Here is a 24,930-nt window from a genome sequence, read left to right on the forward strand (position 1 = left end):
GAGGTCGTTCAACCGGGCCCGGCAGCGATGGTGTCACCCGGCTCACCCCCTCCGGAGAGGTCACGATTCGTCCGCTTCGGCACCCTTGCCCGGATCGGACCGCACGCAGAGGGAGATCGTGGTGGGAGGCTCATAGTCCCCATGGCCGACCTTCAGCACCACCCGATCCTCCTCGCGGCCGGCCCGCAGCGCGGGGAGCGCGGCCCGGCCCCGGGCGTCCGTGGCCAGGAGGGTCTCTGTCGTTCCGTCGCTGAACGTCGTGCCTCCGTCGGAGACCACACGGCAGGTGAGCGGCACGCCGGGGATGGGCAGGCCGTTGCTGATGTACTGAACCACGCCCGGCATTCCGGTGCGCTGCCACGGCGCTGTCTCCGTCACCAGTTGGGACACGAACTGGGTTTTCCCGCAGGGAGTTTCGGGGTCATCAGGAATCGGGTACTGCCCTATCGACTTGTTGGTCGGGTTGGTGTACCAGACCCATTTGCCGTGCTTGTCCACCCACAGCCCCATGGCGTCGCCGCCGTTCGGCAGGGACGGGCCGGGGAGTTCGGTAATGCTCTTGTCCGTACGGAAGCGTGAGATCCTCTTGCTGGTCGCTACCCAGAGATTTCCGTCCGTGCCCAGCATCATTTGTCGAGGGGCGCCGAATCCGGAGATGAACCGCTGCGTCCAGCTGCGGAGGGCTGTGTCGTACCGACAGATCTGGCTTGGATTTTCGGTGCCTACCCATACCGCGTCCCCATTGGGGCTGGCGACGACGTGAACCGGCTTCTGGCTGCTTCCCCCGGGGAGCGGAATGGGCTGAGGCTGCTCGTCCTTGGCGGGGGTATACCTGTAAAGGCTGTTCGTCTTCCGTGGATAGTCTCCCGTGCTGGCCTGACCCGTCACCCAATAGGTGCAATCGCCGGGCGATTTCACGTTCGCCGGAGCAGTGACGGCCACGGACCGGAGCCAGGTGTCGTAGACGGGGTTCTGCTGGGCGTCCGGAAACGGATACGTGTTGGGAGTGCCGGACTCGTCTTCCGCGTCACAATATCCGACCATAGTATGCAGGGGCTCGGCGAACATGATCCAATAGGAATACGCGGGTGTCCCGGCGGCGCCCGTATCGATCAGGAGCCACGTGAGGGTCTGAACCCAGGAGTCATAGGAAAGCTTGACTCCGGTGAGTCGCCTCTGGTCCACGATGTCGTATTGGACGACCGAGTCTCCGGCCCAATCGGAGACGCAGGTGAACCATACGGCCTTCCTCCCGTCCGTTCGACTCGGGCGGGGGTCCGGAATGATTCCGATGCAGGGGGTGGGGACTTCGTCGGTGACCGCGAGTTGGTTGGAAAGGCTTGCCGGATTCACCTGGACGAGCCCGGTCCACTCGGTCGTCACCCAAAGATATCCATCCGGTCCGACGGTGACGAACTGCGGATCAGCGGTGCCATTGAGGAGTGGGTATTCCACGGGTTCGCCAGTGCCCAGCATTCTGGACCACTCCTTCGATGTGCCGCTCAAGAGTGAAGTGTCTACTATCGGCCCGGCGTGGCTGCCGCGCAAGTGGCCGTTGGGAGAATGGCTTGAACGCACGCCGTGAGGTGCGCGTTCAAGTACTTCTCAGGTGGCTGGTGTTCGGTGTTGGTGAAATGATTCCTCCGCGCTTTTGCGGCCCTCTGTGCGGCATATCCATTACACATGCTGCTGTGAATGTTGTGTCAGACTGCGGACCGCTAACGGCCGGACCGTACGCTCGGTGTCAGGCCGATGCAGATCTCGTCGCTCTTGGGGAGAAGGCCGACGGCAATGGTGAGAGGGGCGGAGGCTCCCCACGGCCGCCACCACGATGTGTGTGACCTGGGCTTGGGCCGAACAGCTCATGGCCCGCGTGCCTGGGTGTCCCTGCTGCGGGCTCTTCGTTCACTCCAGTATGGACGTCACCTCGCCGGCCCATCCCGACTTCCGTTGCCAGTGCGCCGACCAGCCGCTCATCCCGGTATACGAGCGCCTGTTGGCCGGGCGTGCCCGGTACAGGTCCGACGACGGGCTGAAGCGGACCGGTGCCGACGCAGGCGCTCGCCCTTACGCGCCAGGCTCAGCCAGGCCGTCACCTTCCTCGCCCAGACCGGCCGGCGACGAAACCCTGGCGGCCGGCGCCGACAGTCGTCGAGCCCAGGCGGGGGGGGGCGCTACAGACCGCCTGAACAAAGCCTCGCCGCGGCAGATCGTCGAGTGATGGCTCATGCCCGACAGACCCGAACCGAAGGAGAGCATCCCGTGAAGATCCATCTGACCAGCGTCTTCGTCGACGACCAGGCAAAGGCTCTGCACTTCTACACCGAGATCCTCGGCTTCGTGAAGAAGCACGACGTCCCGGTGGGCGAGACGGACCGGTGGCTGACAGTCGTCTCGCCCGATGACCCAGGCGGTACCGAACTCCTCCTGGAGCCGGCCAGCCACCCGGCCGCCAAGACCTACCGCGACGCGCTCGTCAAGGACGGCATCCCGCTCGCCCAGTTCGCCGTCGACGACGTGAAGGCGGAGTACGAGCGCCTGCGCGGACTCGGAGTCCACTTCAGCCAGGAGCCCCTGGACATGGACGATGTCACCATCGCCGTCCTCGACGACACCTGCGGCAACCTGATTCAGATCGCAACACAGCCGCAGTAGGCAGTCGGCCTTGCGCGAGGCCGGGGCACCCCCGCAGCGCCCTGACAGGCCGGGCGGTTCTCCGTCCTGGCCCATGGGAACAGAACGAGGACACGTTCGCGTCCCCTCAGTCGAGACAGAACTCGTTGCCCTCGATGTCCTGCATCACGATGCACGACTCGTAGACGCCATCGGCACGCAGGAGTCGCACGCGTACCGCGCCGAGCGCGACCAGTCGGCCGCACTCGGCCTCGAGTGCGGCGAGGCGCTCTTCACCCACGAGCCCGGTGCCGACCCGTACGTCAAGGTGCAGCCGATTCTTGACGACCTTGCCTTCGGGAACGCGCTGGAAGAACAGGCGCGGGCCCACACCTGAGGGATCACTGCAGGCGAACGCTGAACCCTGACGCTCAGGCGGCAGCGAGCGATCGAAGTCGTCCCAAGTGGCAAACCCCTCCGGTGGCGGCGGTACGACGTACCCCAACACCTCACACCAGAAACGAGCGACGCGCTCAGGTTCTGCGCAGTCGAAGGTGACTTGGAACTGCTTGACCGATGCCATCGGTCCACCATAGTGGCGCGTGCTGTTCACCGATGCGCGGGGTCGCCGGCGACCTCGTCATCAGGACGCGTGAGGTCGCTGGAGACCCTGGAGGAGGAGGGCGATCAGGCGTCGGGGGTCGTAGCGGGGGTCGTGGTCGCGGCCGATGCAGAGGTTGCCGATGCCGCGCATCAGCTCGTACGGCTGCGTGGCGGGCCTGATGCCCACCCACCTCACCTCCAGGACACTGAGCCACCTGGTCGCCGACGCCACCGGAGCACCCTTCTTCTGGCGCTCCCGCGCCGAGGACATGACGCACGTCCTCGACCGGCTCGACGTGCTCGAGAACGCCGTGCCACAGCTCGCCGGACGGATCGACCACACCAAGGTCGCCCTGTTCGACGCGGAGCACGGACTCGGCGGGATCGCCGGATACGAGGCCGCCGAGACCACCGACGAGAACCCCGGGCGAGTTGCCGCCCTCGCCCGGCTCACCGCGGCCTACCTCTACACCCAGCTCCACCCCGGCGCCCCCACATGGCAGACCGCGTGCGAGGCACTGACGACCGGCCCCGACCCGGTAGGACGAGTCGAATCCAAGTAGCTGCGGAGTTCCTGAAGTGTCCAGGTTCGACTCACCTTGAGCCTTCGGCAGGCTTGTCCCAAACGAGCGAGTAGCGCCACAGCAGGTGGCGGCGGAAGCGGCACCCGGGCAGGAGGCGTGTCGCCTCTTGGCGCACCTCGCCCCATGCCATGGTGGGCAATTGGATGGGCATATCGTCCGGGTCGGTCTTGCCTCCGTGACGGAGGGCGTTCAGCCGGGCTGCCGGGACGCCGACGCCACTGATGATCCAGTCCAGTGGAGTCCCGTTGCGGGCAAGGCCGATGACTGCCAGGCGTCCGCCCGGCGCGAGCAGGCGGACCATGGCTTTGATCGCCTTCGAGAACTCGACGTGATGGACTACCGCTACGGCACTGACGAAGTCGTATCGACCCTCCATAAGCAGACCATGTGAGTCGTCGAGGAAGTCAGCCTCCGCGAAGGTCGCATTGCGTAAATGCGAGCTGCGCTCCTGGGCAAGCCGGATCATCTCGCTGGAGCTGTCCACTCCTGTCACGGTGCGGACGCGGTGAGCCAGTTTGCGCGCCAGCAGTCCCTCACCGCATCCGATGTCCAAGGCCGTGCTGCACGCGTCGGGCACCGCCCCGAGGACGAGCGGGTGATAGTGCACGTTGTGGTTCCAGTAGTCCATCGCATCACCGTAGTCACCGGCATGGCGTGGCAGCGCGCCCAGGTTGGCGCGCGCGGGTCAGAACCAGTGCAGGCAGTGCGGGGCACGGTCGGCGCGGAAGAGGGCGTCGGCGAGGGAGGCCGCGTCCGGGCGGTGGGCCCGGATGTGGCCGGCACGTACGAGCGTGCTCGGGGCGGTGCCGCCGAGGTAGACCGAGCCCAGGTCGCGCACGTCCAGGGACAGGTCGGGCTCCCGGTCCGTGGGGACGCAGTCGGCCTTGCCGTCCCGGACGGTCAGCAGGTAGCGGCCGAGCTCGCCGAGGAACGGGTCCTCGACGTCGAGGACGAGCTCGCCGTCGGTGAACCAGCCGCGCGCGGTCAGCGCACGCGGGACGTCCAGCAGCCGGACCCAGAGCCAGTCGGTGTCGCCGCTCACCTCGCCGGCGCGGAAGTCCGCGAGCTGCCAGCGCAGCGGGTGCTCGGGCGGGACGTGCTTGAACACGACCTGAGTGACCAGATCGTGTCCGAGTACGAACCGGGCCAGGGCCGTGAAGACGGCGTCGTCGGTGGCGATGGTCTCGTCGACCGTCAATATGCCGGACTCGATCGAGTAGCTGGCGTACCCGTCCGGGACACCGTCGGCGTCCCGGTGAACGGCGACGTAGCGCGGTGCCGGCGCGATCGGGGGCTGCCCCGCGCGCGACGCCCACCAGCGGTGCGGCCGGGACAGCGCGCCGGGCTGTGCGCGGCGGTACCGGTCGTAGACCTCTTCCAGGATCTCGCCGCACCCGGAACGCCGCAGCACCTCGACCGAGCCGGTGTCCGAGGCGGCCGCTGGTGCGCCGGCCACTCCGCGCGCCCGGGGAACGGCGAGGGCGGCCCCGTGGCGCGGTACCGTCAGCCGCGCCGTGTACGTCGCCGGGCCGTAGCCGAACCTGCCGTAGATCGGGGCCTCCGAGGCCAGCAGCACGGAGAGGAATTCCCCGCGGGCCCGCAGCTCGGTGAGCTGATGCCGCATCATCGCGCTGAGCACGCCCTGGCGCCGGTGGGAGGGCAGAACGCCGACGGCGGTCACTCCGGCGGCCGGGACGAGGGTCTCACCGGGCAGGGTGAGCTCGAAGGAGTACGCACCGGCGGTGCCGACGGGCCGCCCGTCCGCCGTCATGGCGAGCAGGCTGCGGTCCATTTCGAGCGCCGACCACCAGACCCCGCCGCCCTCGGTCGGGGTTTCCGGGAAGAGCCCGAACGCGGCATGGAGTGTGTCGACGAAGACGTCGAGATCCTTGTCGGTCGTGGAACGGATCTCCATTGCTGCCGTCGCCTCCTCAAGACACTGGCACCACGACTCGTGGTGTCTGGCCACAGTGCAGCGTTGGCCCGTGGTCGGGGCAAGCGAATTACGGCCGGGCCCACGGCCGATCACCGGAGCCCGGTTCCCGCCGGCCGAGGCCCCGGCCGGAGTACTAGCCGCCCCGTCCGGGCGGCGCCGAAGGCCCGTTGAGCCGGTGAGTGTCCGGCGACGGGTTCCGCCCCTGGGCAGGGGGCGGAACCCGAGGATTGATCACAAAGCACTCGGCTTTTCGCAGCTCTTGGCGGCAGCCGGACGCTTGTCGAGGATGTACGGCTTGCCCGACACGGCCTTCAGGACGTCCTCCGGGCAGGTCTTGATCCACGCGGCGCCCGTCGCGTGGTTCTTCACCTTGGCATCGCTGCAGTACTGGTTGCGGTCCTGGGTCTTGAAGCACTGGAAGCCGGGGTAACCCCCCGCGGCCGAGGCGTTGCCGGCCCCGATGAAGAGGCCGGAGACGGCCAGAAGTGCGACCGGCAGAACATTACGGATACGCATGACTCTCCTAAAGGAATTCAAATATCGCAGTGATGTGGAGTGATGTGTGACGAGCGATGACCAGAGGGGACGTGCGGGTGCTCAAGCCCGGCTGGGCGCAGAGTCCTGACGGCTACCGGCGCGTCCAGGAGGTCCAGGCGCCGGAGTCCAGACGGTGCCGGGACCACTTGTTGCCGTCGGTGCCGGTGACCGTGATGGTCGGCTCCCAGGTCCTGTCACCCGTGACGCTGACGCCGCTACGGGCCGCCCCGTTCATCGACTCCCAGCTGGACCAGTCACCGTTCGCGTAGTTGTAGGTGGTCCACACCGCGTGGTCCGTGCCGATGACGAAGATCTGCTGCTGACCGTTGGGGAAGGTGACGGTCGTCGTGCCGTACTCGCAGATGTACGAGCCGCCGTGTCCCTGGACGCTGCAGGTGGAAGCCTGCGCCGGAGTCGTGGCGATGACGCCCACGAAGGCGGAAGCCGCCAGAGCGACAGCACCGGCGCTGAGGGCACGGCGGCGGAGGAAGGCAAGGGCCATGAAAATTCTCCTTTAAGAGATATGACTCGTGACGCGACGTCAACCGTCCCTGTGCGGTACTGCTGTGTTGCCGTCGCGGTTCCTACCCTGCCCGGCGATCAAGCCGACGGGCATCGTGGAAGACCACGAACACAGCGGACGGCCGCGACCGCGAGTGGCTGCTGCCAGCTCCTGGAAGGTCGGTGCGCCGGCTGCCGGGGCGTGGGCGGCCACCATCGAGGTGCGGACGGCGTCAAGGAGGCTGGTGCCGTCCAGTTCGGCCAGCACCGTCCGGGCGTGGTCCAGCAGTCGGCCGGCCGCGTCGATCAGGTCGGCGTCGGTGCCGGGCCGGGGTGGGAGGGCCGGGCCTTCCGTGAGCAGGCCGCTCAGCAGTGCGCGCAGGTGTGGGGTGCCCGCTTCGCGGACGGTGAGGGACAGATGGGTCGACACGGTGCCTTCGACCGCCACCGCACGGTGCGCGAAGCCGCGTGGCACGTACAGCACCTGGCCGGGCTCCAGGCGGGTGGACAGCCGCAGCGGGCCGGGGGAGTCGGTGCGGTCGGGGGTCCAGTGCCCGTCGGCGGGCGGGCCGTCGTGGATGTACCAGTCCTTGGCCCCGGTGATCTGCACCGCGAAGACGTCGGCGTCGTCGCGGTGCACCGGGCGGCCCTGGGTCCCGGGCGGGGTGACGAAGTAGAACGCTTCCACCTTGCGCCGCAGCGCGGTCGCCAGGCGCGCGCAGAAGACGGTCACCGGAGCGTGCCAGTGGTCCACGTAGCGGAGCAGCAAGGTGTGCTGGTCGGCGACCAGGTTCCGTACGGCCGCGGGGTCGGGGTAGCCGTGGACGGGACGGCCCTGGACGGTACGGGGCGGGCAGAAGCGTGACGGATCCACGGTGCGCTCGGTGGTGACGAGTTCAAGGTAGGGCAGCCGCAGCAGGCGGGAGTCGAGTACGGCGTCGAGGTCGGTGAGGGTCAGCAGGCCGGTGGGCGGATCGGCGGGGCGGAAGACGCGCGGTTCCTTCCGCCAGACCGCCTCGAGCGGGTCGTCGCCGGTCAGCCGGTGCAGGGCGTCGGTCAAGGTGGCTCCTCGGGGTCAGCGCGGTCAGTGGCTCGGGCTGGAGCCGAGCCAGGTGCGCAGCGCGGCCGTCAGGCCCTCGGGGTCGCTTTCGCCGTCGGTCGCCCAGGCGACCACGCCGTCCGGGCGGGCGAGCAGCGCCGCGGGCCCGGTGGCGCTGTGCGCGGTCACCCGGGTCAGGCGGTCGTCCCAGGGCCCGGCCGGCAGGAGGTCGCCGGTACGGTCCAGCAGCACCGCCCGGCCCGGGTGGAAGTGGTCGGCGAGCCGGCTGCCGTCGTCGAGCGGTAGTTCCGGCACGGGCCGGCCGGTCAGGGGGTGGGTGCCGGGCAGGTCGTAGGTCTGCCACACCCCGGCGACCTTCTTGACCACATAGGTGGTGCCGGTGACGCTGTCGAGCAGATCGGCGACGATGTGGCGCAGAGCCCGGATGCGGGGCTCGGGGCGCAGCAGCACCGATTGCGCCATGGTCCAGCGCTGCACCCAGGCGCCGACCGGGTGGCGTTCGGCGGTGTAGGTGTCCAGCAGTCCTTCCGGGGCCCGGCCCTGGACCGTCGCGGCCAGTTTCCAGCCCAGGTTGACGGCGTCGCCGATGCCGAGGTTGAGGCCCTGACCACCGTAGGGCGGGTGGACGTGGGCGGCGTCGCCGGCCAGCAGGACGCGTCCGGCGCGGTAGTCGGCGGCCTGCCGGGTGGTGTCGGTGTAGCGGGAGGCGGCGTGCAGCGCGGTGACGCGTACCGCGGTTCCGCTGACCCGGTGCAGGGCGTCCTGGAGTTCGGCGGTGGTGACCGGGCGGTCGCGGTCCTCGGGGAGCCGGTCGAATTCGGTGACGGCGACGAGGCTGGTGCCGTCGGGCATCTGCTGGCAGCCGATGGTGCCGCCGTCGGTGAAGGCCCGTACCGGAAGCGGGGCGTCGAGCTCGGCCACGGCCTGGATCGCGGTGAACTCCGGGTCGATGCCCGGAAACGGGAAGCGGGCGAGTTTGCGGACCAGGCTGCGCCCTCCGTCGCAGCCGACCAGCCACTGGCCGCGCATCCGCTGCGTTCCGGCGGTGACGGTGACCCCGTCGGGATCGGCGGACAGGTCGGTGAGCTCCGTGCCGTAGTGGAGGGAGACGCCCAGCTCGGTGGCCCTGGCGGCCAGCATGGCCTCGAACTCCTCCCGTCCGACGAAACCGCACTCGGCCTCGGGGAAGCGGCCGGTGAAGTCGGGGTCGGCGGTGTCGAGTCGCTCGGCGCGAAGGAGGATCAGGGAGAAGTGCCCGATCAGCCGGGGGGCGTCGGCCGGCGGGTCATCCGGCAGGTTATCGGGCAGGTCATCCGGCAAGTCATCGGGCAGGTCGTCCAGGCCGTACGCCTGAAGGGTGGCCTGCTGGGCCTTGCGCAGGTGCGGCAGCAGGCCGCGCCGGTCCAGGGCCTCGACCGTCGGTACGGTCAGGACGCGGGAGCTGAGCGGCCCGGCGCGGCCCGCCTTCTCCGCTTCGGTCAGCCGCTCCAGCACGGCCACGCGCAGCCCGGCCAGGCCCAGTTCGCAGGCGAGCATCAGCCCGGTCGGCCCGGTGCCGCTGATGATCACGTCGTAGTCGAGGGGATGCACAGTGTCGCTCCGTATCGCAGGGATGGTCGTCGAAGGGATGTCACGACGGAAGACGCCGGCCCTCAAGGCCCTTATGTCCTTATGGGAAGGGGTGTGGGTGCGGGTTGAGCGAGGCCGGTGTGGGGTGTCCGAGGAGGCGCGGTACGGTGCGCAACCGGGACAGGCCCTCCACGCGGCGGAAGCGGTGCCCGAAGGTCATCGGCACCGTGCCGGGCACGATGACCTTCGCGCAGGCGAGGCCCCCGGCCCGGTGCTCCGGTGAGGTCTGGTCCACGAAGATCACGTCGAGGCCGGTGGCGAGATAGCGGCGTACGAGTTCGGTCAGGTCGTCGTTGATGTCGTCGTACTCGGGCCAGGGGTCGGTGAACAGTTCGGCCAGCGGCCGGGGAGGGCCGCCGCGGGTGAGGAAGTCCAGCCGTTCGTGGGCGTCCGGGTGCCCGTAGAGAAGGGAGTGGTCGTCCATGGTGCGGACCTGGCCGGGGTCGGCCAGCAGGCGGCCGGCCGCGGCGCGGTCGTGGGGGCCGTCGAGGACGGCCAGCAGCCCGGTCAGTTCGCTCAGGCCGCGCAGCAGCGCGTGTTCGGGGTGCGGGTGGGCGCCCGCCCCGGACAGGGCGGCCAGGCGTCCGTCGGAGGGGTCGGGGGATTCGGCCAGGACCCAGAGGCTGGGGATGCCCTGCTCGACGGTGGTCGCGAAGGCGCGCAGCCGGTAGCCGAGCCGGTCGCGGGTGTGCTCGGCCAGCAGCGGTATCCGCCGGTCGGCGGCGGAGTCCAGGGCGACCTCGGCGGCGGGCAACCGGGCGTACCAGGTCATCAGGAACGCGTCGCGTTCGGCGACTTCCAGCAGGCCGTGCAGGACGGCCTCGGACAGGCAGCCGCCCAGCGCACAGCCGTTGGAGGTCTCGAAGACCGTGCGGTCGGCCTCCCGGCCCGGTCCGAAGTAGGCGATGGCCTCGGGGACCAGGACCGGCTCGCCCCGGCCGAAGGAGTATCCCCAGACCCAGCCCGTCTCCCGGTCGGGGGAGAAGGGACGGAACGGGAAGCCGGGCGACCGGTAGTCGGTGGCCTGGTGCGTGCCCAGGTCCCGCGGGTCCAGCGCGGGTACGTCCAGGTCGCGGTAGCGGGCGCGGACGTGGCTGCGGGCGCCCCGGGCAGAGAGCCCGCCGAGCCGTTCCAGCGCTTCCAGCACCGCGGTCAGCCGGGCGCCGGGAAGGCTGAACGCGCGGCCGAAGGCGGTGTCGCGCTGGAACGCCGGGCTGTAGGAGGCGACCGCGCCCACCAGGGCGGGCCGGGTCACCGTGCGCAGCCGGGCGACGAGTCCGCAGTGCGGGTCGCTGTACCGCTCCTCGACCTCGGCGGCGGTGAGCGTGCGGGTGCGCAGCCCGGTCCGGTCCGTCTTGGGCGCCGGGCCGAGTCCGGCCGTGACCCGCTGTGGCCCGTCGGCGGGGAGAGAGCCGCAGTCGGGGCAGTGCGGGTCGGGCAGGATGCGGTGGTGGCTGATCTCGCCGGTCTCCAGCGCGATGCGGAGCTGGGCGCGGTCGGTGCGGAGCGGGCGGCCGGCGGCCAGCGCCGCGCGTTCGGCGGCGACCAGATCGGTGACCAGGTCGGCGACGAACGGATTGGCGTGCAGCGCATCGGCGACGGCCGGGGGAGCGCTCACCCACTCGGGCAGCACGGCGCGGTCGGGCAACCGGGTGTCGTTCGCCTCCCGGCGCCGGGAGGCACAGGACGGGCAGCCGGGCACCCCCGGCAGGGCGGCCGGGCCGATCACGATCGCGCCGGGTTCGGCATGGACGGGAACGGTGTCAGTCATCGGTGAGCACAATCTGGACGAGGAACGGCAGCACGGCCGAGACCTGCGGGTCGTGGTCGAGGAGTACGGCGGCGGCCCGCCCATGGGGCCGTAGCACCCGCACCAGGTCGTCGGCGGTGACCGCAGCGCACCGCGCGTCGGAGAAGGCGGTGCCGTCGGCGAGCGGGGGGACCGTCGAGGGGGCGTAGGCGGGCTGACCAGAGGTGCGCGACTGCCAGGCGAGCAGGGCGCGCTCCAGGGCCCGGGTGGCGGCCTCGGTCAGGGTCCGCCCGCAGGCCAGCACGGTGTCGCTGCCCAGCCGTACCGCGCAGGCGGGCACCGACAGCAGTCCGCTGAGGTCATGCGCGGTCGGGTCACCGATGGCGCCGGCCTGCCGGGCCAGGTGCTCGACGGGCAGGCCGGTCAGGTCCAGCCGGGGCGGGCGGTGGCCGCCGTCGGTCAGCATGGTGGTCAGCCGGGCCTCGCAGTGCTGTGACAGCCCGTCGAACACCGCCTGCGACCAGCTCAGTCCGGCCGCCGCCCCGACCGGCGGCCATGCGGTCGGCACGGTCAGCTCGGGGAACGCCGCCTCGGCGGGGACGGTCCGGGTCCGGCCGGTGCGCAGATCCAGTGCGGTGGTGCCCGTGGCGAGCCGCCGCCGGTCCACGGCCAACGCGGCGTAGCAGGCCAGGCCGGCCAGCAGGGCCGTCAGCCGGGCGGTGTCGCGGTCCGGCCCGTATCCGCTCACCCGTGGCGGCCGCCGCGGCAGCGGACCCGGGGGACCGGAGGCGGGCAGCAGGCCGAAGGGGTCGGAGACGGCCGCCCCGCACACCCACAGCGGGAACTGGACGAAGTCCCCTTCGTCCAGGGCGGTGAGCGGCCCGGTACGCGCATCCACCAGGGCGGTGGCCCGGGCCAGCAGCGTACGAGCGGTGACCGGCCCGGCCGCCGCCACCTCGGTGACGGCGGCGGCCGGAGCGGCCGGCCGGTCGGCCGGGTGCGGTACGAGCCGGTGACGGCTGGTGCGCAGGGTCCGCCCGTCGATCCGCAGCAGCCCGGGGAGCGGGTCCAGGCCGGTCCCCCGCCGGAAGTGCTGGTGCAGCAGCTGGGTGGCCATCAGCCCCGGAGGGGGCGCCGGGGCGTCCTGGTCCGTCGCCGGCGCGGTCACGGCACGCAGCCGCCGCCAGGCCGACGTGGCCCCGGCCGGGTTCAGCCAGGCCTCACCCTCCGCCAGCAAGGCCTGCACCAGTGGCGTCCCGGTGGCGGAGCAGCGCTCGGCCACCGCGATCAGCTCCGCCTCGTCGGCCACCGCGCACAACTGCACGACGGCGTCGGCCGGTGCGCTCTCCTGCGCCGCCGAGAGCCGCTGCGCCGGGTCGCGGCGGTGTTCTTGACAGTGCTCCCGCAGCGCGGCCAGCGCGGGGCGGGGCACCTGGACGTGCCGGCAGCCCGCGCGCAGCGCCGCGCGCACGAGCCAGGGCAGCAGTTCGGTGCTCCCGGTCAGCAGCACCGAACGGTCGCGGTGCTGCTGGAATCGGTGCTCGGCGGAGTCCATCCGGCGGCCGACCAGTGCGATCTCACCGGCGTACGCGGCGCGTTCGGCGGGGCCCAGACCGTGCGGGAGGGCGGGGCGGGCGTCGGTGACGAAGCCGCGCCGCCAGAGCACGCCCAGCAGGCGGTGGACCAGTTCGCGCTGGTCGCCCGGGAGCGCGGCGGTCAGCTCGGCCACGGTCCGTTCACCCGTCAGGTGCGGGACCAGCCGGCCCAGCAGCCGGTGGGCATCCTGTCCGGAGACCACCGATTCCCCGGTGGCACTGCGCAGATAGACGCCCTCGGCGCACCGGGTGTAGCGGGCGTCGGCGGCCCAGCGCGGCCGGGCGGGCAGCGGATGGTTCACCTGGCACCGCCGGGATGAGCCGCCGTGAACTGCCGGGCCCGCCCCAGCGCGGAGACACCGTAGGCGTCCTCGACGGTGTTGGCGACCAGGTGGGCCAGGAGGAACCGCTGGGACGGCACGATGCCCAGGCGCCCCAGGTGGGAGTAGAGCTCGTTGACCGCCAGCCGGTGGCTCTGGAACCAGGTGGTGGACAGCACCTGCTGCCGGTAGTCCTCGTTGCGGCTGAGCAGGTCGAGCAGTTCGCTGCGGGACGGGGTCCGGGCGTCCCCCGCCGACGCCCGCCGGTCCAGAGCGGACCCGCCGGCCAGCAGCGGCTCGGCCGCCGCCTTCAGCCGGAGGGTGTGCGCCGCCCATTCCCGTACGTACGGCACCCGCCCGGCTTCGACGGCGTGCATGCGCTCGGCCAGACGGTCCTTCTGCCGCCGGTAGGTGGCGTCGAAGGCGGCCCGGACCGATTCCGCGTCGGCGCACAGCACCAGGAAACCCTCGGAATGCGACCGGAAGGACATGTATCCGCGGGAGATCGGCGGCAGGCTCGTATGCGCGAGGCAGAACATCAGGTCCAGTGCCAGACCCAGCCGGTCGGCGGCGCCGGTGCGGATGTCCTCCAGCATCGCGAAGGCCAGCGCGCTGCTCTCGGCGTACGCCGTACCCAGCAGGTCCACCAGCCTGCCGTCGCTGAAGATGTGCGCCCGGTCGTCGAAGGGCTCGGCCTGCACGGAGTTGTCGGGGAACCAAGGGGACAGCGGCCCGCGCTCCTCCTCCTGCCGGGCCATGGTCGCGTGCCGTCGCAGCTCGGCGACCACGTCCGGCACCGCCGTGGAGGGACGGTCCTGCAGATAGCCGGTGAGGACGCGGCGGGCGGTGGGGAGCACGGACTGCTCCCAGTCCGGGTCGGCGGTGCGGAAGTTCAGCCTCACATGGGGGCCCTGCCGCCAGTGGCGCTGGAAGTACGGGCTGCGCACGCCGTCGCCGAGCTCGGCGAAGAGCGGCCGTACCGCGTCCAGGATCAGGTCGTCCTTGTTCCGCTCGTAGTAGCGCACCTGCACACTGCGCCAGGTCATCGTGGTTCCTTCCCGGTGGCGAATTCGATCAGGGCGGCCCGTGCGAACAGCAGCAGCGACCGCTCCCGCGCGGGCCCGAGACCCAGGCGGTTGTGCAGCAGGTGGACGCAGCGCAGCAGCGTCACCAGCAGCGCGTACTCGGCCGCGGTCGCCCCGGCCTCCGGGGTCACCAGTGCGGTGCCGGCGCCCTGGGGTGCGAACCGGCCGCGCCGCTGGAGGTCCGTCAGCTCGTCGCGGAGCCGGCGGATCGACCGCAGCCAGGCGGCCACGACGTCGTCCGGCTCCTCCGGCACGGCGCCGGTGCCCAGCCGCCAGTAGCGGTCCACCTGCGCGAGGAGCCCGGCACGCTGCCGGGGGTAGCCGGCAGGTGTACCGGGGGCCCGGCCCGCGGGTGTGACCGTGCCCCAGCCAGTGGAAGAGGCGCTGATGAGGCCAGCCACCCGGGCCGGGTCCGGCTCCCATGCCGCCAGCGCCAGAACCAGCGCGGCGAAGGCGAAACCGGTCCGCCGACCCTGCGCGGCCCCGCGCGCCAGCAGCCCCAGGGCGATGTCGCTCGAGGCGGTGAAGTGGCGCTCGGCGGCGTGCACCGCCTCCCGGCCGCCGAACACCCGCTCCTCGGGGCGGTAGGGGATGTGCTCCACGCCGGGGCGCAGGCGGACCCGCCGGTCGTAGTCGGCCAGCCCCTCGGCGGCGGCCAGCCGCCTGGCCAGCTCCCGGTAGGCGCCGGCGTCCGGCGCCTGCGGGACGGGCCGGCCGTCCAATGCGCCGGCCAGCCGGTCGTGGGCCAGCCGGCGCAGCGCCTCGGCCGCCGGCAAAGTGCCGGCCCGCATCCGCAGCCGCAGGTGCGGGCCGCCCTCCCAATAGCGCAGGAAGAAGAAGTCCCGCATCAGCCCTTGTGACCGCAGCTCGGCCGTCAGCGGTGCGACGGCTTCCGTGAGCAGCAGGTCGGCGGAATCCCAGTGGAACGCGTGCAGACTGACCCAGTCAGCCGTCATGGCGCACCTCGGGAGCGGACAGCTCCACCACGTACTCGGCCACCCGGCGCCCGGCGTCCGGGAACCGAGGGGCGGCCTCCGGCACGGGCAGCACCTCGTGGAAGATGACGAGGTGTCCGGGGTCCTGGAGCTGCCGCTCGAAGAGCGCCACCAGGCTCCAGGCGGCCAGGTCCAGGTACATCGGCTTGGGATCTCGCGGCTTGGGGTCTCGCGGCTTGGCGTCGCGTCCCGCCACCGGGTCCGGGCCGCCCAGCGTCCGTACGAAGCACCGGGTGGGGATCCCGTTGTCGGCGAACCAGGCCGCCAGCCGCACCAGATAGCCGGCGTCGGCCTCGCCCGGGTGCCGGACCGGGACGCCGCCGGCCCGTACGCACCAGGAGGCGCGCGCCACGGTGACCCTGCCGATCGCCAACCGGGGCCTGGCCACCACCTCACGCGGTGGTTCGGCGGGCAGGCCCGCCAAGACGGTCCAGGTCGCCGCAGCCGGGTTCGGCGTTTCCCCGAAGGTCTGCACGAGCAGCCGCAGCAGCGGCGGCAGCAACGGCCCCGCCATCGTTCCCAGATGCAGCGGACGTACCCGGGGCCCGTCCGGCCCGTGCGAGAGCCGCAGTGAACGGGAGCCCTGGTCGTAGGAGACGACAAGCTCCCGCAGCGGGATGAGCTCTTCGGGCTTCCGGTCGCTCACCGCGCCGGGGCAGTCGAGTTCCACCGGCACCGCGGCGGGCCGGAGGTTGAGGTTGCTGCCGTGAATGCCGCCGCTCTCGGCCAGCAGCACCCCGTCCTGCCGGTGGCACGGCCCGGGCGCGGGTGCGCCCACCCTCGCCAGCATCCGGCGGACACGGTTGGCGGCCTGCCCGTAGCCGGCGCCCACCCCGTTGAGCACCAGGGAGACCGGGCCGTTCGGTGCCGTGTCGGTCCGCTGGACGTAGAAGCCGACCGAGTCCGCCGGCGGCGGCCCGCCCGGCAGCAACTCGGGGGCGATCCGTGCCGTCCCGTCCGGGCCGGGCGCGACTGCGCGCAGCGCGGCGAGCGTACGGGCGCGCAGCGCGGCCAGTTCACGGACGGCGGGGACCGCGCTGTCCGCCGGCGCATACTGGGCGTCCGGCGCGGGGAACAGTACGGTCCGCAGCTCGGCGAGGGCGGCGGCCGGCTCGTCGGCCAGCTCGCGGTAGAACCGCACGAGCGGAACGCGGGCCCCGGGGCCGAAGTGCTCCGCGAACGCGTGGGCGGCGACCAGCTTGACCAGAGTGTCGTGCTGGAAGACGGGCAGCAGCCGACGCACCCGGTCCAGGTCGTCCAGGGCGTCCTGCCAGTGGTCCGGCACGCAGCGCAGCACCGGCTCGGTCAGCACGGCGTTCTCGTGGAAGAGGTTCCGCTCCGGAAGCTCCTGGCCGGGCAGCGCGGCGGCGAAGCCTGCCGCGATGTGCTCCCGTAACTCGGCGCGCTGCTCGGTGCAGCGTGTTTCCGGGTAGGCGGCCAGATCGGCGTGGAGCCGTCGCAGGGTCGCCCGTACTACCGTCGAGGGTGGGGCGTCGGCGGAGGGCAGGGCGTCGGCGAGGGGCGGAGCGTCTGCCGGGGACTGGGCGTCCGCTGCGGACTGAGGGTCCGCCGAAGACTGGGCGTTTGCCGGGTGCTCGGCCCACCGCAGCAGTTCGCCCAGGTGGTCGGGGGACTGGTCGGCGAACGGCGGCAGGAGTTCCAGCAGCCCCAGCCGCAGCAGCCCGGCGACGTAGTCGCGGACCGTGCCCGCGTCGCCATGGCGGCCCAGGAGCGCGTACAGCTCGGCCAGGGTTCCGTCGAAGGCCAGGCACTGCAGGACCGGCCCCCGGGCGTGCACCCCGGCGAGCCGCTCGCCGACGAACCACAGCCGCTCCCCGTCCCGGGTGGTGCTGGGGTTGACCCGCACTCTGACGTGCTTGGCGCGGCCGGGGTCGGTCAGCAGATGGTGGGCCAGCTTCCGCACGAGCCAGGCGTTGGGCTCGACGGCACTGCGCCAGATCGGCGGCCCGGCGATCCGTACGGCCGGGCCGTGGCCGGTCCAGTGGCCGAGGCCGCTGAGCGTGAAGGTGGCGTAGGGGCTGGTCTTGACGGCGGCCCGGGTGAGGTATTTGGTCAGCCGGAGCTCGGCCTTGCGGCCGAGGGGCTCCCGGGGCGAGTGCAGCCACTTGCCCAGTTCGACCGCGAGGGCGGGGCTTCCTTGCACCAGACCGTGCCGGAAGGTGTCCTGAGCCGCATGGGCACGCAGGCTCCCGCGGACGTCCCGCAGGTCGGCCGTCAGGAGGCCGTCCAGGCTGTCCAGCAGTTCCCGGTGGCGGTCCCACGACCGGGTCCACGCCTCGGCCCGAGCCAGCAGGGTCCGGGGCAGGCCCAGCAGAGCCCGCTCCGACCAGATCGCCTGGTTGGGACGGCGGCGGTTGAAGAAGGCCCGGCGCAGGGCCACCAGCCGGGGCCGGCGCACGGAGCCGGGCCCGGCCAGGGCGATCACCGGGTGGAGGTCATCGGCGAGGGCGCGCCCCTCGGCGGCCAAGTGCCGCCGGACGGCGAGGATTTCCTGGACGGCCCGCCACGTCGCCTCGCAGCGCAGGCCGTCGACGGCGGTGACCGGAAGTCCGGCCACGCGGACGACAATGGTTTCGGACAGACGGCAGTTCGGTCTCATGGACACTTTCGGCACCCCCGAGGCCATCGATCCGTTCTGCCCTGCTCGGCAGAACGGATCGGTTGGCGCGCGACAGATTCAGCGACACCCATGGGGCGATGTCAGATCACGTAGCTGCAGTGGTAGCAGAAGCGGAAACACGAGGCCCCGATCTCGCTGTGCGCCGAACCGTCGGCCAGCGAGTCGAAGACCTGCTCGTCCTCGGGCAGCTCGATGTTGGTGATGTCCAGCGCGTCGAAGTCCAGCTGAGGCAGCATGGCGTTCCCTCCTGTGTGCATCCGGCCGGAATCCGGCCGTACCGGCCGCGGCGGATCCGCGGGCTGTCGGTGGCATCAGGAAAGCGGTGCTTGTTCACCGCGGGATAAACGGGCGATCTATAGCCACGGGCGCCCGCTATCCCGCGCCCTGCAACGAGGTCAACTCGACGGCGGGCTTCCGCTGCGTGCCGGGAGGGCGGACGTGTTCGACGGCGAGGGCCAAGGGGCGGTCGTAGCAGTCGGCTGCCTCGTCGTAGGCCTGGGCCGACCGGGCCTGGCGAGACAGGGGCGCGGTGACGCGGGCCGTTCACGGACCACGACGGCGGTGCAGGAGATGCTGGAGGAGAGCAGACCGTCGATCTCGCTGATGTGCGTGCTGGTCGCCTCGTAAGGGCTGGCCGGTTAGACGACGTCCGCCTCCTACTTGTCCATGTTCAGCCCGATCACCACCATCGCGCCGAGTACCACGATGACGAGGCCCACGATCCAGGCCAGGCAGCCGGCGGTCGTCTTCACCGTCTTTCGTGCTTCGGCCCGGCGGCCCAATTCCTCCGGTGTCGCTGCCGGCCCGAAGGCCCGCCACAGCGCGCGGACGGACCAGAAGGGGCTCATGACGATTCCGTAGACCAGCAGGCAGAGGTAGTAGAGCAGCTCCAGGAACTGGGCGACGAACGCAACGACCGCCAGCAGGGGAAGCAACAGGATGCCGACCAGCAGGCCCTTGTCGTCGAGGACCCTGTCGAGCTGCGGCTTGGGTATGCGACGTCGAGGTCGGCGCAGACCGGTCCTTCCGGCAGTGGCTGCGGGGACGGCTGTGGGTGGTGCGGTGGCTGGTGGTGCTGGGCACATGTGCTGCTGATCCATAGCGGGCGAGACTACCGGAGCCGTCTGCTCCACATTCATCACCAGAAGGATCCAGGGCGGGCAGCTCTGAGTGGGTGTTCTGAGAGTGCTCGGTGCAGTCGTAGTGTTTGAGGGCAGGTTGTCCGGTTCCTGGGCTTCACGTGAGGCTGCGGATGCGGTGCCCTCGTGGGTGTGGACGGGCGCGAGCCGTACCCGAGCGACCTGTCGGACGAAGCGTGGGTGCTGATCCGGCCGGTCATCGTCGCGTGGAAGGCGAGGCATCCCTCGGTCAGCGGGCACGAGGGCCAGTACGCGATGCGGGAGATCGTGAACGCGCTGCTGTACCAGGCCCGGACCGGCTGCCAGTGGCGATACCTGCCCCACGACCTGCCGCCCACGAGCGCGGTGTACTACTACTTCGGGCTCTGGCGCGACGACGGGACCACCGAGACCATCCACGAGCTGCTGCGCTGCCTGGCCCGGGAGACACGCCGGCGGCGCGAGGACCCCACCGCGATCGTGATGGACTCCCAGACGGTACGGGCCTCCACGAACGAGCCGAAGGGGACGACCGGGCTGGATCCGGGCAAGAGGAGCCCGGGCCGGAAAAGAGGGATCGCCACCGACGTGACCGGCCTGGTCATCGCCGTGGTCGTGGTGGCGTGAAGCCGTCCAGTTCGGTGGCCTGGGTCCACTGGCCCATGAATGACGTCATGCTCCGCCGCCTGACCCGCACCGCTACCCCGACCTGGCGCGACCCGCCCGCCTGGCACCCGCCCCCCACTCGCCGGAGCACCGATGAAGCACCTCCTGGACAAGGTCGAGGCCCGGCAGGATGTGAAGGCATTGAGTGATCCCTCTCGCCTTCCGGCTCAAACTGAGCCACCAATGTCCGCTGCTCTCCCCCCCCAGGCCGCAGCGGGAAGAGCACCGGAGGTGCTGATGCAAAATCCAGGGTCACTGCTCGGAAAGCTTGTCAGGCGCGCCTATGTCCTGGTGCTAGGTGTCTCGCTGGCGCTAACGGCACCGCTGGCGACCGCGAGCGCCAAGCAAGCACAACCGGCCTGCACCGAAACGACTGTGTCGGTGGTGGCCCACCAGGACGACGACCTGCTGTTCATCAACCCCGACTTGATGAGCGACTACGACGCCGGCCGGTGTCTGGTCACGGTCTACATGACCGCAGGCGATGCAGGGCATCCGTTCAGCGACTACTACGTCGAGAGCCGCGAGGACGGCATCCGGGAGGCCTATGCGACCATGGCCTCGCTTCCCGACGGCTGGACCCAGAATGACGTCCCGGCCGGCACGCGGACCCTCCGCAGCTACACGCTGAACAACACCCCCACGCCATTGGGGGTACAGGTCATCTTCATACGGCTGCCCGAGGGGTTCCCCGACGGGAGCGGCTCCACGGAGTACGGAAATCAGAGCTTGCTCAAGCTCTTCCGGGGCACTATTGACACCGTCAACCCGGTGGATGGCACGGCCGGCTACAGCGAGCAGGACGTGCTGACCACGCTGACGACACTCATCGAGCTGTACCACCCGGCCAAGGTGCGCACGCTCGATGTCGCCAACGACAATTCCGGCTTCCCAGGGCCGGCTGACCACTCCGACCACGAAACCGTGACACGCTTTGCCCGCAATGCCGCGCTGGTCGCGACACCCAACCCGACGCTGGTGTCCTACATGGGCTACGCGCTGAGCCTGCAGCCTCGGAACCTTTCGACCGCTGAACACGACCGTAAGCGGGACATCATGGCCCACTACGTCCGGCACGAAAACTGCCGCCCGGCCAACTGCCCTGCGCCGGGGACAGGTATGGCTGCGGAGTATGAGGACTGGGTGTGGAAGAAGTACGAACGGACCCGCGGCCCGGCCCAGGCAGGAGCATTCCTTTCCTGGGTGGGGAGCACGGACGTCGACGGGACCACGTGGGACAAGGCTGACCGCTGCATGGACGTCCAAGGCGGCCTCAGCGGCGACGGCACGGTGTGGACCTATGCCTGCAACGGCACACCGGCCCAGCAGTGGCGCTGGGACGGAACCGCTCTGAAGACTGTTATGGACGGCCGTTGCCTGACCGCCACAGACACCGGTAATCCCAGGGTCGAGGCGTGCACCGGCGCGACCAACCAGGTCTGGACCTTCACTCCGCTGGGACAGCTCAGCTCCGGCGGCCGCTGCCTCCAGCAGGACGACTGGCTGGAGCTCGCCCCGCAGTTCGCTATGGCGACCTGCACAGTCTTCGCCGAACAACGCTGGGACCAAGGCGCCCCCGGTCGCTGATGACCGGCCGGATCAGCACCCACGCTTCGTCCGACAGGTCGCTCGGGTACGGCTCGCGCCCGTCCACACCCACGAGGGCACCGCATCCGCAGCCTCACGTGAAGCCCAGGAACCGGACAACCTGCCCTCAAACACTACGACTGCACCGGGCACTCTCAGAACACCCACTGACATGCTCGGTGCCAGTGCCGGTCCCGGTGACGGGACGCGGTACGGCCCGGCTGCCCCTGCCTCTGCTCCTGCCCCGCGACTGCCAGGCTGCCCGTTCGAGGCGGAAGATAGGGGAGTCAGGATGCCCCGGGGATGCGGCGGCTGGCTGGCTCCTCGGCCAGGGAGAGCCGGCTTTCGGCCCTAGTGCTGGTACAGAGCCGGACCGGCTACTGCTTCGGCATGCTCTTGAGCATGTCCGCCATGGAGGCGACCTCATCGGACGGAGGCGCCTGGACCTTCACTTCGAGTCCGTACTCCAGGTACTCCATGATGGTGATGGTCTCGCCCTTGGAGCCGTTTGCCGATTCGCTGGTCTTCGCCGGCAGGCCCTCCTTGTCCACCCAGACATCCATCTCGAGCGACTTCACGTCGTCGATCTTGGAAGTGCGGACGTAGGCGTCCCGCTGCTTCTCCGTCATCAGGTCGCCCTTGTATGCGGCGAGATCCGAGAGGACGACGGTTCCCTTGTAGTGGGTGGTCTTGCGTCCTCGGACCGATTCCTCACCGGCCTTCTTGAGGTTCTTGGAAGTGGTGAGGACAGCGGCCTGTAGGCCCGCCGAACGAAGGGAATCCCCCTTCGGTATCTCCGCCAGCTTGCTGCCTTGGATCTTCATCCACGGTTTTCCGCCGACGGGTTCACCGCTCTTGACGTAGAGAGTGTCGCCGATGTGTACCATGCGGATCTCGCCGCTCGGGTTGTCGGCCGTCTTGGGGCCGGTTCCCCTCAGGTCAGAGGCCACGGGCTTCTCCGAATACGACGCCTCGATCGAGGTTTCGCCCTCGTGGTCCTTGCTCAGCCCCTTGGCCTTGTACGAGTTCTGCTTCGCCGCCTTCTCGGCAGCTGCTTTCAGCTCGGAGACGGGATCCTGCTTGTCGCCGTCGTCGCCTCCACACGCCGTCAGACTGAGTGCCAGTCCGGAGACCAGGACCACCAGGGCGTTTCTGCTTAATATGTGCAAGACACTGCCAATCTTTACTCGCTGTGAAGAAACTCGTCGACAATACCCCATGGACCGGTTTGGGTCGATTGGGCAACGCAACGTTGGCTCGGGTCCGTGACGGTCACTCCTGCCGGACCACGCCGTCTGGGCCTGTGGCACAGCCAGGGCCGCTACATGGCTGGACACCTCGGCAACGTCGCGAGCAGCTCAGTTGCGGTGCCCGGACAGGAATCCGGATTCGGCGAATCCCAGGTTGGTCACCTGGCCGCCCACGGTTCAGGCGAGCGGCTCGTCGATGAGTTGAGCTCGGTCAGGCAGCAGCGGGCGCGGGCCGCTCGACCAGCTGACCGCGCTCGAAGCAAGCTCCGGCGCGGACGAGCGAGACGAGGTGGGCACCGTGGACGGCCCGCTGGCGCCCCCGGCCCCCGATCTGCGGACGGTCGCCGGGTCAGCTTGGGTTCTGTCCGGCGGACCAAGCGGCGCTCCGAGGCCTTGCACCAGCAGCCCTGCGCCGAAACAGTGAGAGAGCCTGTCTGCTGTGCCATGGTGTGGTCGCCTGTGAGATGGTGCGTATCTGACTTACGAAGGCTGCTTCGGGAAGCCGAAGGGACCTGTGCCGGGTTGGGGCCGTGATCGCTGCCACCCGGAAGGTTCTGGGCGCGTAGTGCCCTTGGCAGCGTTGATCCGTACTTGAAAGGTGTAACAAAATGGCTCGGGCTACCGCGCGTCACATCTTGGTCGCCAGTGAGGAAAAAGCGTCGGAGCTGAAGGCGCAGATCGAGGCCGGAGCGGATTTCGCCGAGCTTGCCAAGGCGTTTTCCACGTGTCCCTCGGGGCGTCAAGGTGGTGACCTCGGATCGTTTGGGCCGGGCCAGATGGTCAAGGAATTTGACACGGTCGTCTTCTCTGCCCCGGTCGGCACGGTCGAGGGGCCGGTGAAGACCCAGTTCGGGTTTCACCTCATCGAGGTCACCAGCCGAGAGGACTGACGCGATGGGCCCGGGCTGTGTCGTTGAGGTATAGCCCGGTTCCGCCTGAGAGCGGCGGCCAGGAGGCCGCTGTGGTCCCCGCATCGGGGCGGTGTCAAGTTGACTGATGCCTCCAGGGCTGGGGAGTGTCCGGTGGGTCGTAGGCGACTCACCGGACATGTGCCTCCCGGGCAGTGGGTTCAGAGCTCGACCATCTCGAATTCTTCTTTGCGCGCTCCACAGTCAGGACACGTCCAGTTGACAGCGACGTCCTGCCACCGAGTCCGCGGTGTGATCCCTTCTGGTCTTCGCGTTCGGGGATGGTGTGCTTGATCTGCCGACGGCGTAAGTGCCGCGGGACCGCGCTGAGCAGGTCGGCCTCTTCTCCCCGCGTATGGATGAGTCGGAACTGCGGGTCGCCGGGGTCCCGCGGACGTCGCCAGTGCGGTTGGGTGGTCGGCAGGTGCACCACCGTACGAATGCTGGGGGCCTGCCCTGTGCGAGGCGGGGAGGTGACTTGCGTGAACTGCCCCGAATGCGGCGCTTCGACGATCAATGGCCCCGACGGTAAGTCTTCCTGCACGCAGTGCTCATGGCAGTCTGGGTGACATGAGCCAGCATCGACAGGCCGAGGGTGTGCCGTACTACACCCGCGACACGTGTTCCGGGTGCGGGTCCATCGTGGATGGTCTGCACGGCCGGTGGACGTGCGCCGCATGTGGGACCTGTAGCCCGTACCAAGAACCCCCCGGGGGTTGGGCTACTGAGATCACAGCGGCTGAGCGGGAAACCAACACAGTGCAGTACGACCAATAACGCAACGCTCACCCGTGCGCATTCCCAGAGGCGTGCGGGTGGGCTCGCATGTCCGACCCTTAGGCGGTAATGCGTACTCCGGCGGTTACGAGCGGGGGCATCAAGACCTTGTCGGCTATTTATCGGCGCCCGGTCCTGCCGGTGGGCTCGTCCTGGCTCTGCTTTGGGCCACCCTGCCGGTACGAAGGCTTGGCCATCTACTTCCCCCAGCTGATCCGTTAGGCATACCAGGGCCTCGGTAGCGCGGCCTGAGAGACACACGTTCGCTGCTGGCCTCGGCCAGGACTGCGACGTTGTGGTCACCGGACTGAGCATGCGCCACACTTCCGGCCCGGTCGAGAGGCCACAACGACAAGATCAAGATGCGCGAACTTCGACCTGCTCAGAAAGCGGGTCCTCCTCGCGACGCGAGACCGTTCGTGATCGCGGATGCCGACGGAACCACAGTTGCCAGGTCTGGCTGCTGTCCTATCCAGCAGTGCTGGTTCTGCTCTGTCTGCAAGCTCTGTGCAAGTCGCGGCGCCGCACGAACGGGTGACGTGCGGCATGACGCCTTGGCTTCACGGGCAGCTCTGCGACGACATGCAGTGCACTTCAAGGGGGACGTTCATGCGTCGGATTGCCACAGCAACTCTCGGGGGCCTCGCGTTCCTCGGCTTCCTTGCCACTCCGGCCGATGCCGTTCCGGACCCGGTGGCGACCGTTGACTGTGCCGTTCAAGAGGTCACGGGTCTCGTGGACTTGGCCAATTCTGGGATCCCCACCGAAGTTCCCG

21 protein-coding genes and 3 pseudogenes are annotated in these 24,930 nt (G+C 70.1%); 6 read left to right on the forward strand and 18 right to left on the reverse strand.

All coding sequences use genetic code 11. The features are described from left to right. Positions 1–60 precede the first annotated feature (60 nt). Positions 61–1,476 (reverse strand): hypothetical protein, encoded by a 1,416-nt coding sequence (locus ACIGXW_RS05445; protein WP_399570055.1) that lies wholly within the window; start codon positions 1,474–1,476, stop codon positions 61–63. A gap of 786 nt (positions 1,477–2,262) precedes the next feature. On the opposite strand from ACIGXW_RS05445, the gene ACIGXW_RS05450 reads away from it, so the two are divergent. Beyond that, positions 2,263–2,655 carry a VOC family protein gene (locus ACIGXW_RS05450; RefSeq protein WP_399570057.1) on the forward strand — a complete coding sequence of 131 codons (393 nt, stop codon included), beginning with the start codon at positions 2,263–2,265 and terminating at the stop codon, positions 2,653–2,655. Positions 2,656–2,761: 106 nt separating this feature from the next. On the opposite strand, the gene ACIGXW_RS05455 is transcribed toward ACIGXW_RS05450, so the two are convergent. Both ACIGXW_RS05455 and ACIGXW_RS05460 read right to left on the reverse strand, forming a co-directional pair. After that, a complete protein-coding gene (locus tag ACIGXW_RS05455) occupies positions 2,762–3,196 on the reverse strand; it encodes a VOC family protein (RefSeq protein WP_071967143.1) in 435 nt (144 codons plus the stop codon). 60 nt (positions 3,197–3,256) lie between these two features. After that, positions 3,257–3,397, reverse strand: a pseudogene (locus tag ACIGXW_RS05460) (TetR family transcriptional regulator); the annotation flags it as partial. Here ACIGXW_RS05460 and ACIGXW_RS05465 point away from each other — a divergent pair. Further along, positions 3,393–3,779, forward strand: a pseudogene (locus tag ACIGXW_RS05465) (chlorophyllase); the annotation flags it as partial. The pseudogenes ACIGXW_RS05460 and ACIGXW_RS05465 sit on opposite strands and share 5 nt — an antisense overlap. Before the next feature lie 31 nt (positions 3,780–3,810). Here the strand turns inward: ACIGXW_RS05465 and ACIGXW_RS05470 are convergent. The 12 genes from ACIGXW_RS05470 to ACIGXW_RS05525 form a co-directional block, all read right to left on the reverse strand. Next, entirely contained in the window at positions 3,811–4,428 is a 618-nt protein-coding gene (locus ACIGXW_RS05470; protein WP_399570059.1) for a class I SAM-dependent methyltransferase, read from the reverse strand. A 57-nt stretch (positions 4,429–4,485) separates the two neighbouring features. Then, the gene (locus ACIGXW_RS05475) at positions 4,486–5,715 is read right to left on the reverse strand and encodes a GNAT family N-acetyltransferase (RefSeq protein ID WP_399570062.1); all 1,230 of its coding nucleotides are present in this window, start codon (positions 5,713–5,715) and stop codon (positions 4,486–4,488) included. 252 nt (positions 5,716–5,967) lie between these two features. Further along, positions 5,968–6,252 carry a hypothetical protein gene (locus ACIGXW_RS05480; protein ID WP_360908447.1) on the reverse strand — a complete coding sequence of 95 codons (285 nt, stop codon included), beginning with the start codon at positions 6,250–6,252 and terminating at the stop codon, positions 5,968–5,970. Positions 6,253–6,364: 112 nt separating this feature from the next. Further along, positions 6,365–6,775, reverse strand: coding sequence for a hypothetical protein (locus ACIGXW_RS05485; protein WP_360908449.1), 411 nt, complete (start codon positions 6,773–6,775; stop codon positions 6,365–6,367). A 39-nt stretch (positions 6,776–6,814) separates the two neighbouring features. Next, a complete protein-coding gene (locus tag ACIGXW_RS05490) occupies positions 6,815–7,834 on the reverse strand; it encodes a JmjC domain-containing protein (RefSeq protein ID WP_399570065.1) in 1,020 nt (339 codons plus the stop codon). 24 nt (positions 7,835–7,858) lie between these two features. Continuing rightward, the gene (locus ACIGXW_RS05495) at positions 7,859–9,424 is read right to left on the reverse strand and encodes an FAD-dependent oxidoreductase (protein WP_399570068.1); all 1,566 of its coding nucleotides are present in this window, start codon (positions 9,422–9,424) and stop codon (positions 7,859–7,861) included. Positions 9,425–9,503: 79 nt separating this feature from the next. Further along, positions 9,504–11,234, reverse strand: a complete 1,731-nt coding sequence (locus ACIGXW_RS05500) for a TOMM precursor leader peptide-binding protein (protein ID WP_399570071.1) — start codon at positions 11,232–11,234, stop codon at positions 9,504–9,506. After that, positions 11,227–13,110 carry a hypothetical protein gene (locus ACIGXW_RS05505; RefSeq protein WP_399570073.1) on the reverse strand — a complete coding sequence of 628 codons (1,884 nt, stop codon included), beginning with the start codon at positions 13,108–13,110 and terminating at the stop codon, positions 11,227–11,229. Before ACIGXW_RS05505 ends, ACIGXW_RS05500 begins: the two co-directional genes overlap by 8 nt. Continuing rightward, complete coding sequence (locus tag ACIGXW_RS05510) at positions 13,107–14,174, reverse strand: thiopeptide maturation pyridine synthase (protein ID WP_399570076.1); 1,068 nt, start codon at positions 14,172–14,174, stop codon at positions 13,107–13,109. The genes ACIGXW_RS05505 and ACIGXW_RS05510 overlap by 4 nt, the downstream gene beginning before the upstream one ends. Continuing rightward, positions 14,171–15,169: a lantibiotic dehydratase C-terminal domain-containing protein gene (locus tag ACIGXW_RS05515; RefSeq protein WP_399570079.1), complete on the reverse strand. Its 999-nt coding sequence runs from the start codon at positions 15,167–15,169 to the stop codon at positions 14,171–14,173. The genes ACIGXW_RS05510 and ACIGXW_RS05515 overlap by 4 nt, the downstream gene beginning before the upstream one ends. Continuing rightward, a complete protein-coding gene (locus ACIGXW_RS05520) occupies positions 15,159–17,786 on the reverse strand; it encodes a lantibiotic dehydratase (RefSeq protein WP_399570081.1) in 2,628 nt (875 codons plus the stop codon). The genes ACIGXW_RS05515 and ACIGXW_RS05520 overlap by 11 nt, the downstream gene beginning before the upstream one ends. A 143-nt stretch (positions 17,787–17,929) precedes the next feature. Then, positions 17,930–18,085 (reverse strand): hypothetical protein, encoded by a 156-nt coding sequence (locus ACIGXW_RS05525; protein ID WP_177338624.1) that lies wholly within the window; start codon positions 18,083–18,085, stop codon positions 17,930–17,932. A gap of 202 nt (positions 18,086–18,287) precedes the next feature. Here ACIGXW_RS05525 and ACIGXW_RS05530 point away from each other — a divergent pair, with 202 nt between their 5' ends. Then, positions 18,288–18,476, forward strand: a complete 189-nt coding sequence (locus ACIGXW_RS05530) for a hypothetical protein (protein ID WP_399570083.1) — start codon at positions 18,288–18,290, stop codon at positions 18,474–18,476. 29 nt (positions 18,477–18,505) lie between these two features. Here ACIGXW_RS05530 and ACIGXW_RS05535 read toward each other — a convergent pair whose 3' ends face one another. Next, a complete protein-coding gene (locus ACIGXW_RS05535; RefSeq protein WP_399570086.1) occupies positions 18,506–18,949 on the reverse strand; it encodes a hypothetical protein in 444 nt (147 codons plus the stop codon). Between the two features lie 171 nt (positions 18,950–19,120). Here ACIGXW_RS05535 and ACIGXW_RS05540 point away from each other — a divergent pair. Both ACIGXW_RS05540 and ACIGXW_RS05545 read left to right on the forward strand, forming a co-directional pair. Continuing rightward, positions 19,121–19,591 (forward strand): annotated as a pseudogene (locus tag ACIGXW_RS05540) (transposase); the annotation flags it as partial. Between the two features lie 135 nt (positions 19,592–19,726). Next, positions 19,727–21,220 (forward strand): ricin-type beta-trefoil lectin domain protein, encoded by a 1,494-nt coding sequence (locus ACIGXW_RS05545; protein ID WP_399570087.1) that lies wholly within the window; start codon positions 19,727–19,729, stop codon positions 21,218–21,220. A gap of 377 nt (positions 21,221–21,597) precedes the next feature. On the opposite strand, the gene ACIGXW_RS05550 is transcribed toward ACIGXW_RS05545, so the two are convergent. Then, positions 21,598–22,362 (reverse strand): hypothetical protein, encoded by a 765-nt coding sequence (locus ACIGXW_RS05550; protein ID WP_399570089.1) that lies wholly within the window; start codon positions 22,360–22,362, stop codon positions 21,598–21,600. A gap of 716 nt (positions 22,363–23,078) precedes the next feature. Here ACIGXW_RS05550 and ACIGXW_RS05555 point away from each other — a divergent pair. Then, positions 23,079–23,360 carry a peptidylprolyl isomerase gene (locus ACIGXW_RS05555; protein WP_071967160.1) on the forward strand — a complete coding sequence of 94 codons (282 nt, stop codon included), beginning with the start codon at positions 23,079–23,081 and terminating at the stop codon, positions 23,358–23,360. A gap of 179 nt (positions 23,361–23,539) precedes the next feature. Here ACIGXW_RS05555 and ACIGXW_RS05560 read toward each other — a convergent pair whose 3' ends face one another. Beyond that, on the reverse strand, positions 23,540–23,926 hold the full coding sequence (locus ACIGXW_RS05560) for a rubredoxin (protein WP_399570835.1): 387 nt from the start codon (positions 23,924–23,926) through the stop codon (positions 23,540–23,542). Positions 23,927–24,930: the final 1,004 nt, after the last annotated feature.

Origin of the sequence: Streptomyces sp. NPDC053079 (assembly GCF_044546695.1) — a bacterium.
Classification (GTDB): domain Bacteria; phylum Actinomycetota; class Actinomycetes; order Streptomycetales; family Streptomycetaceae; genus Streptomyces.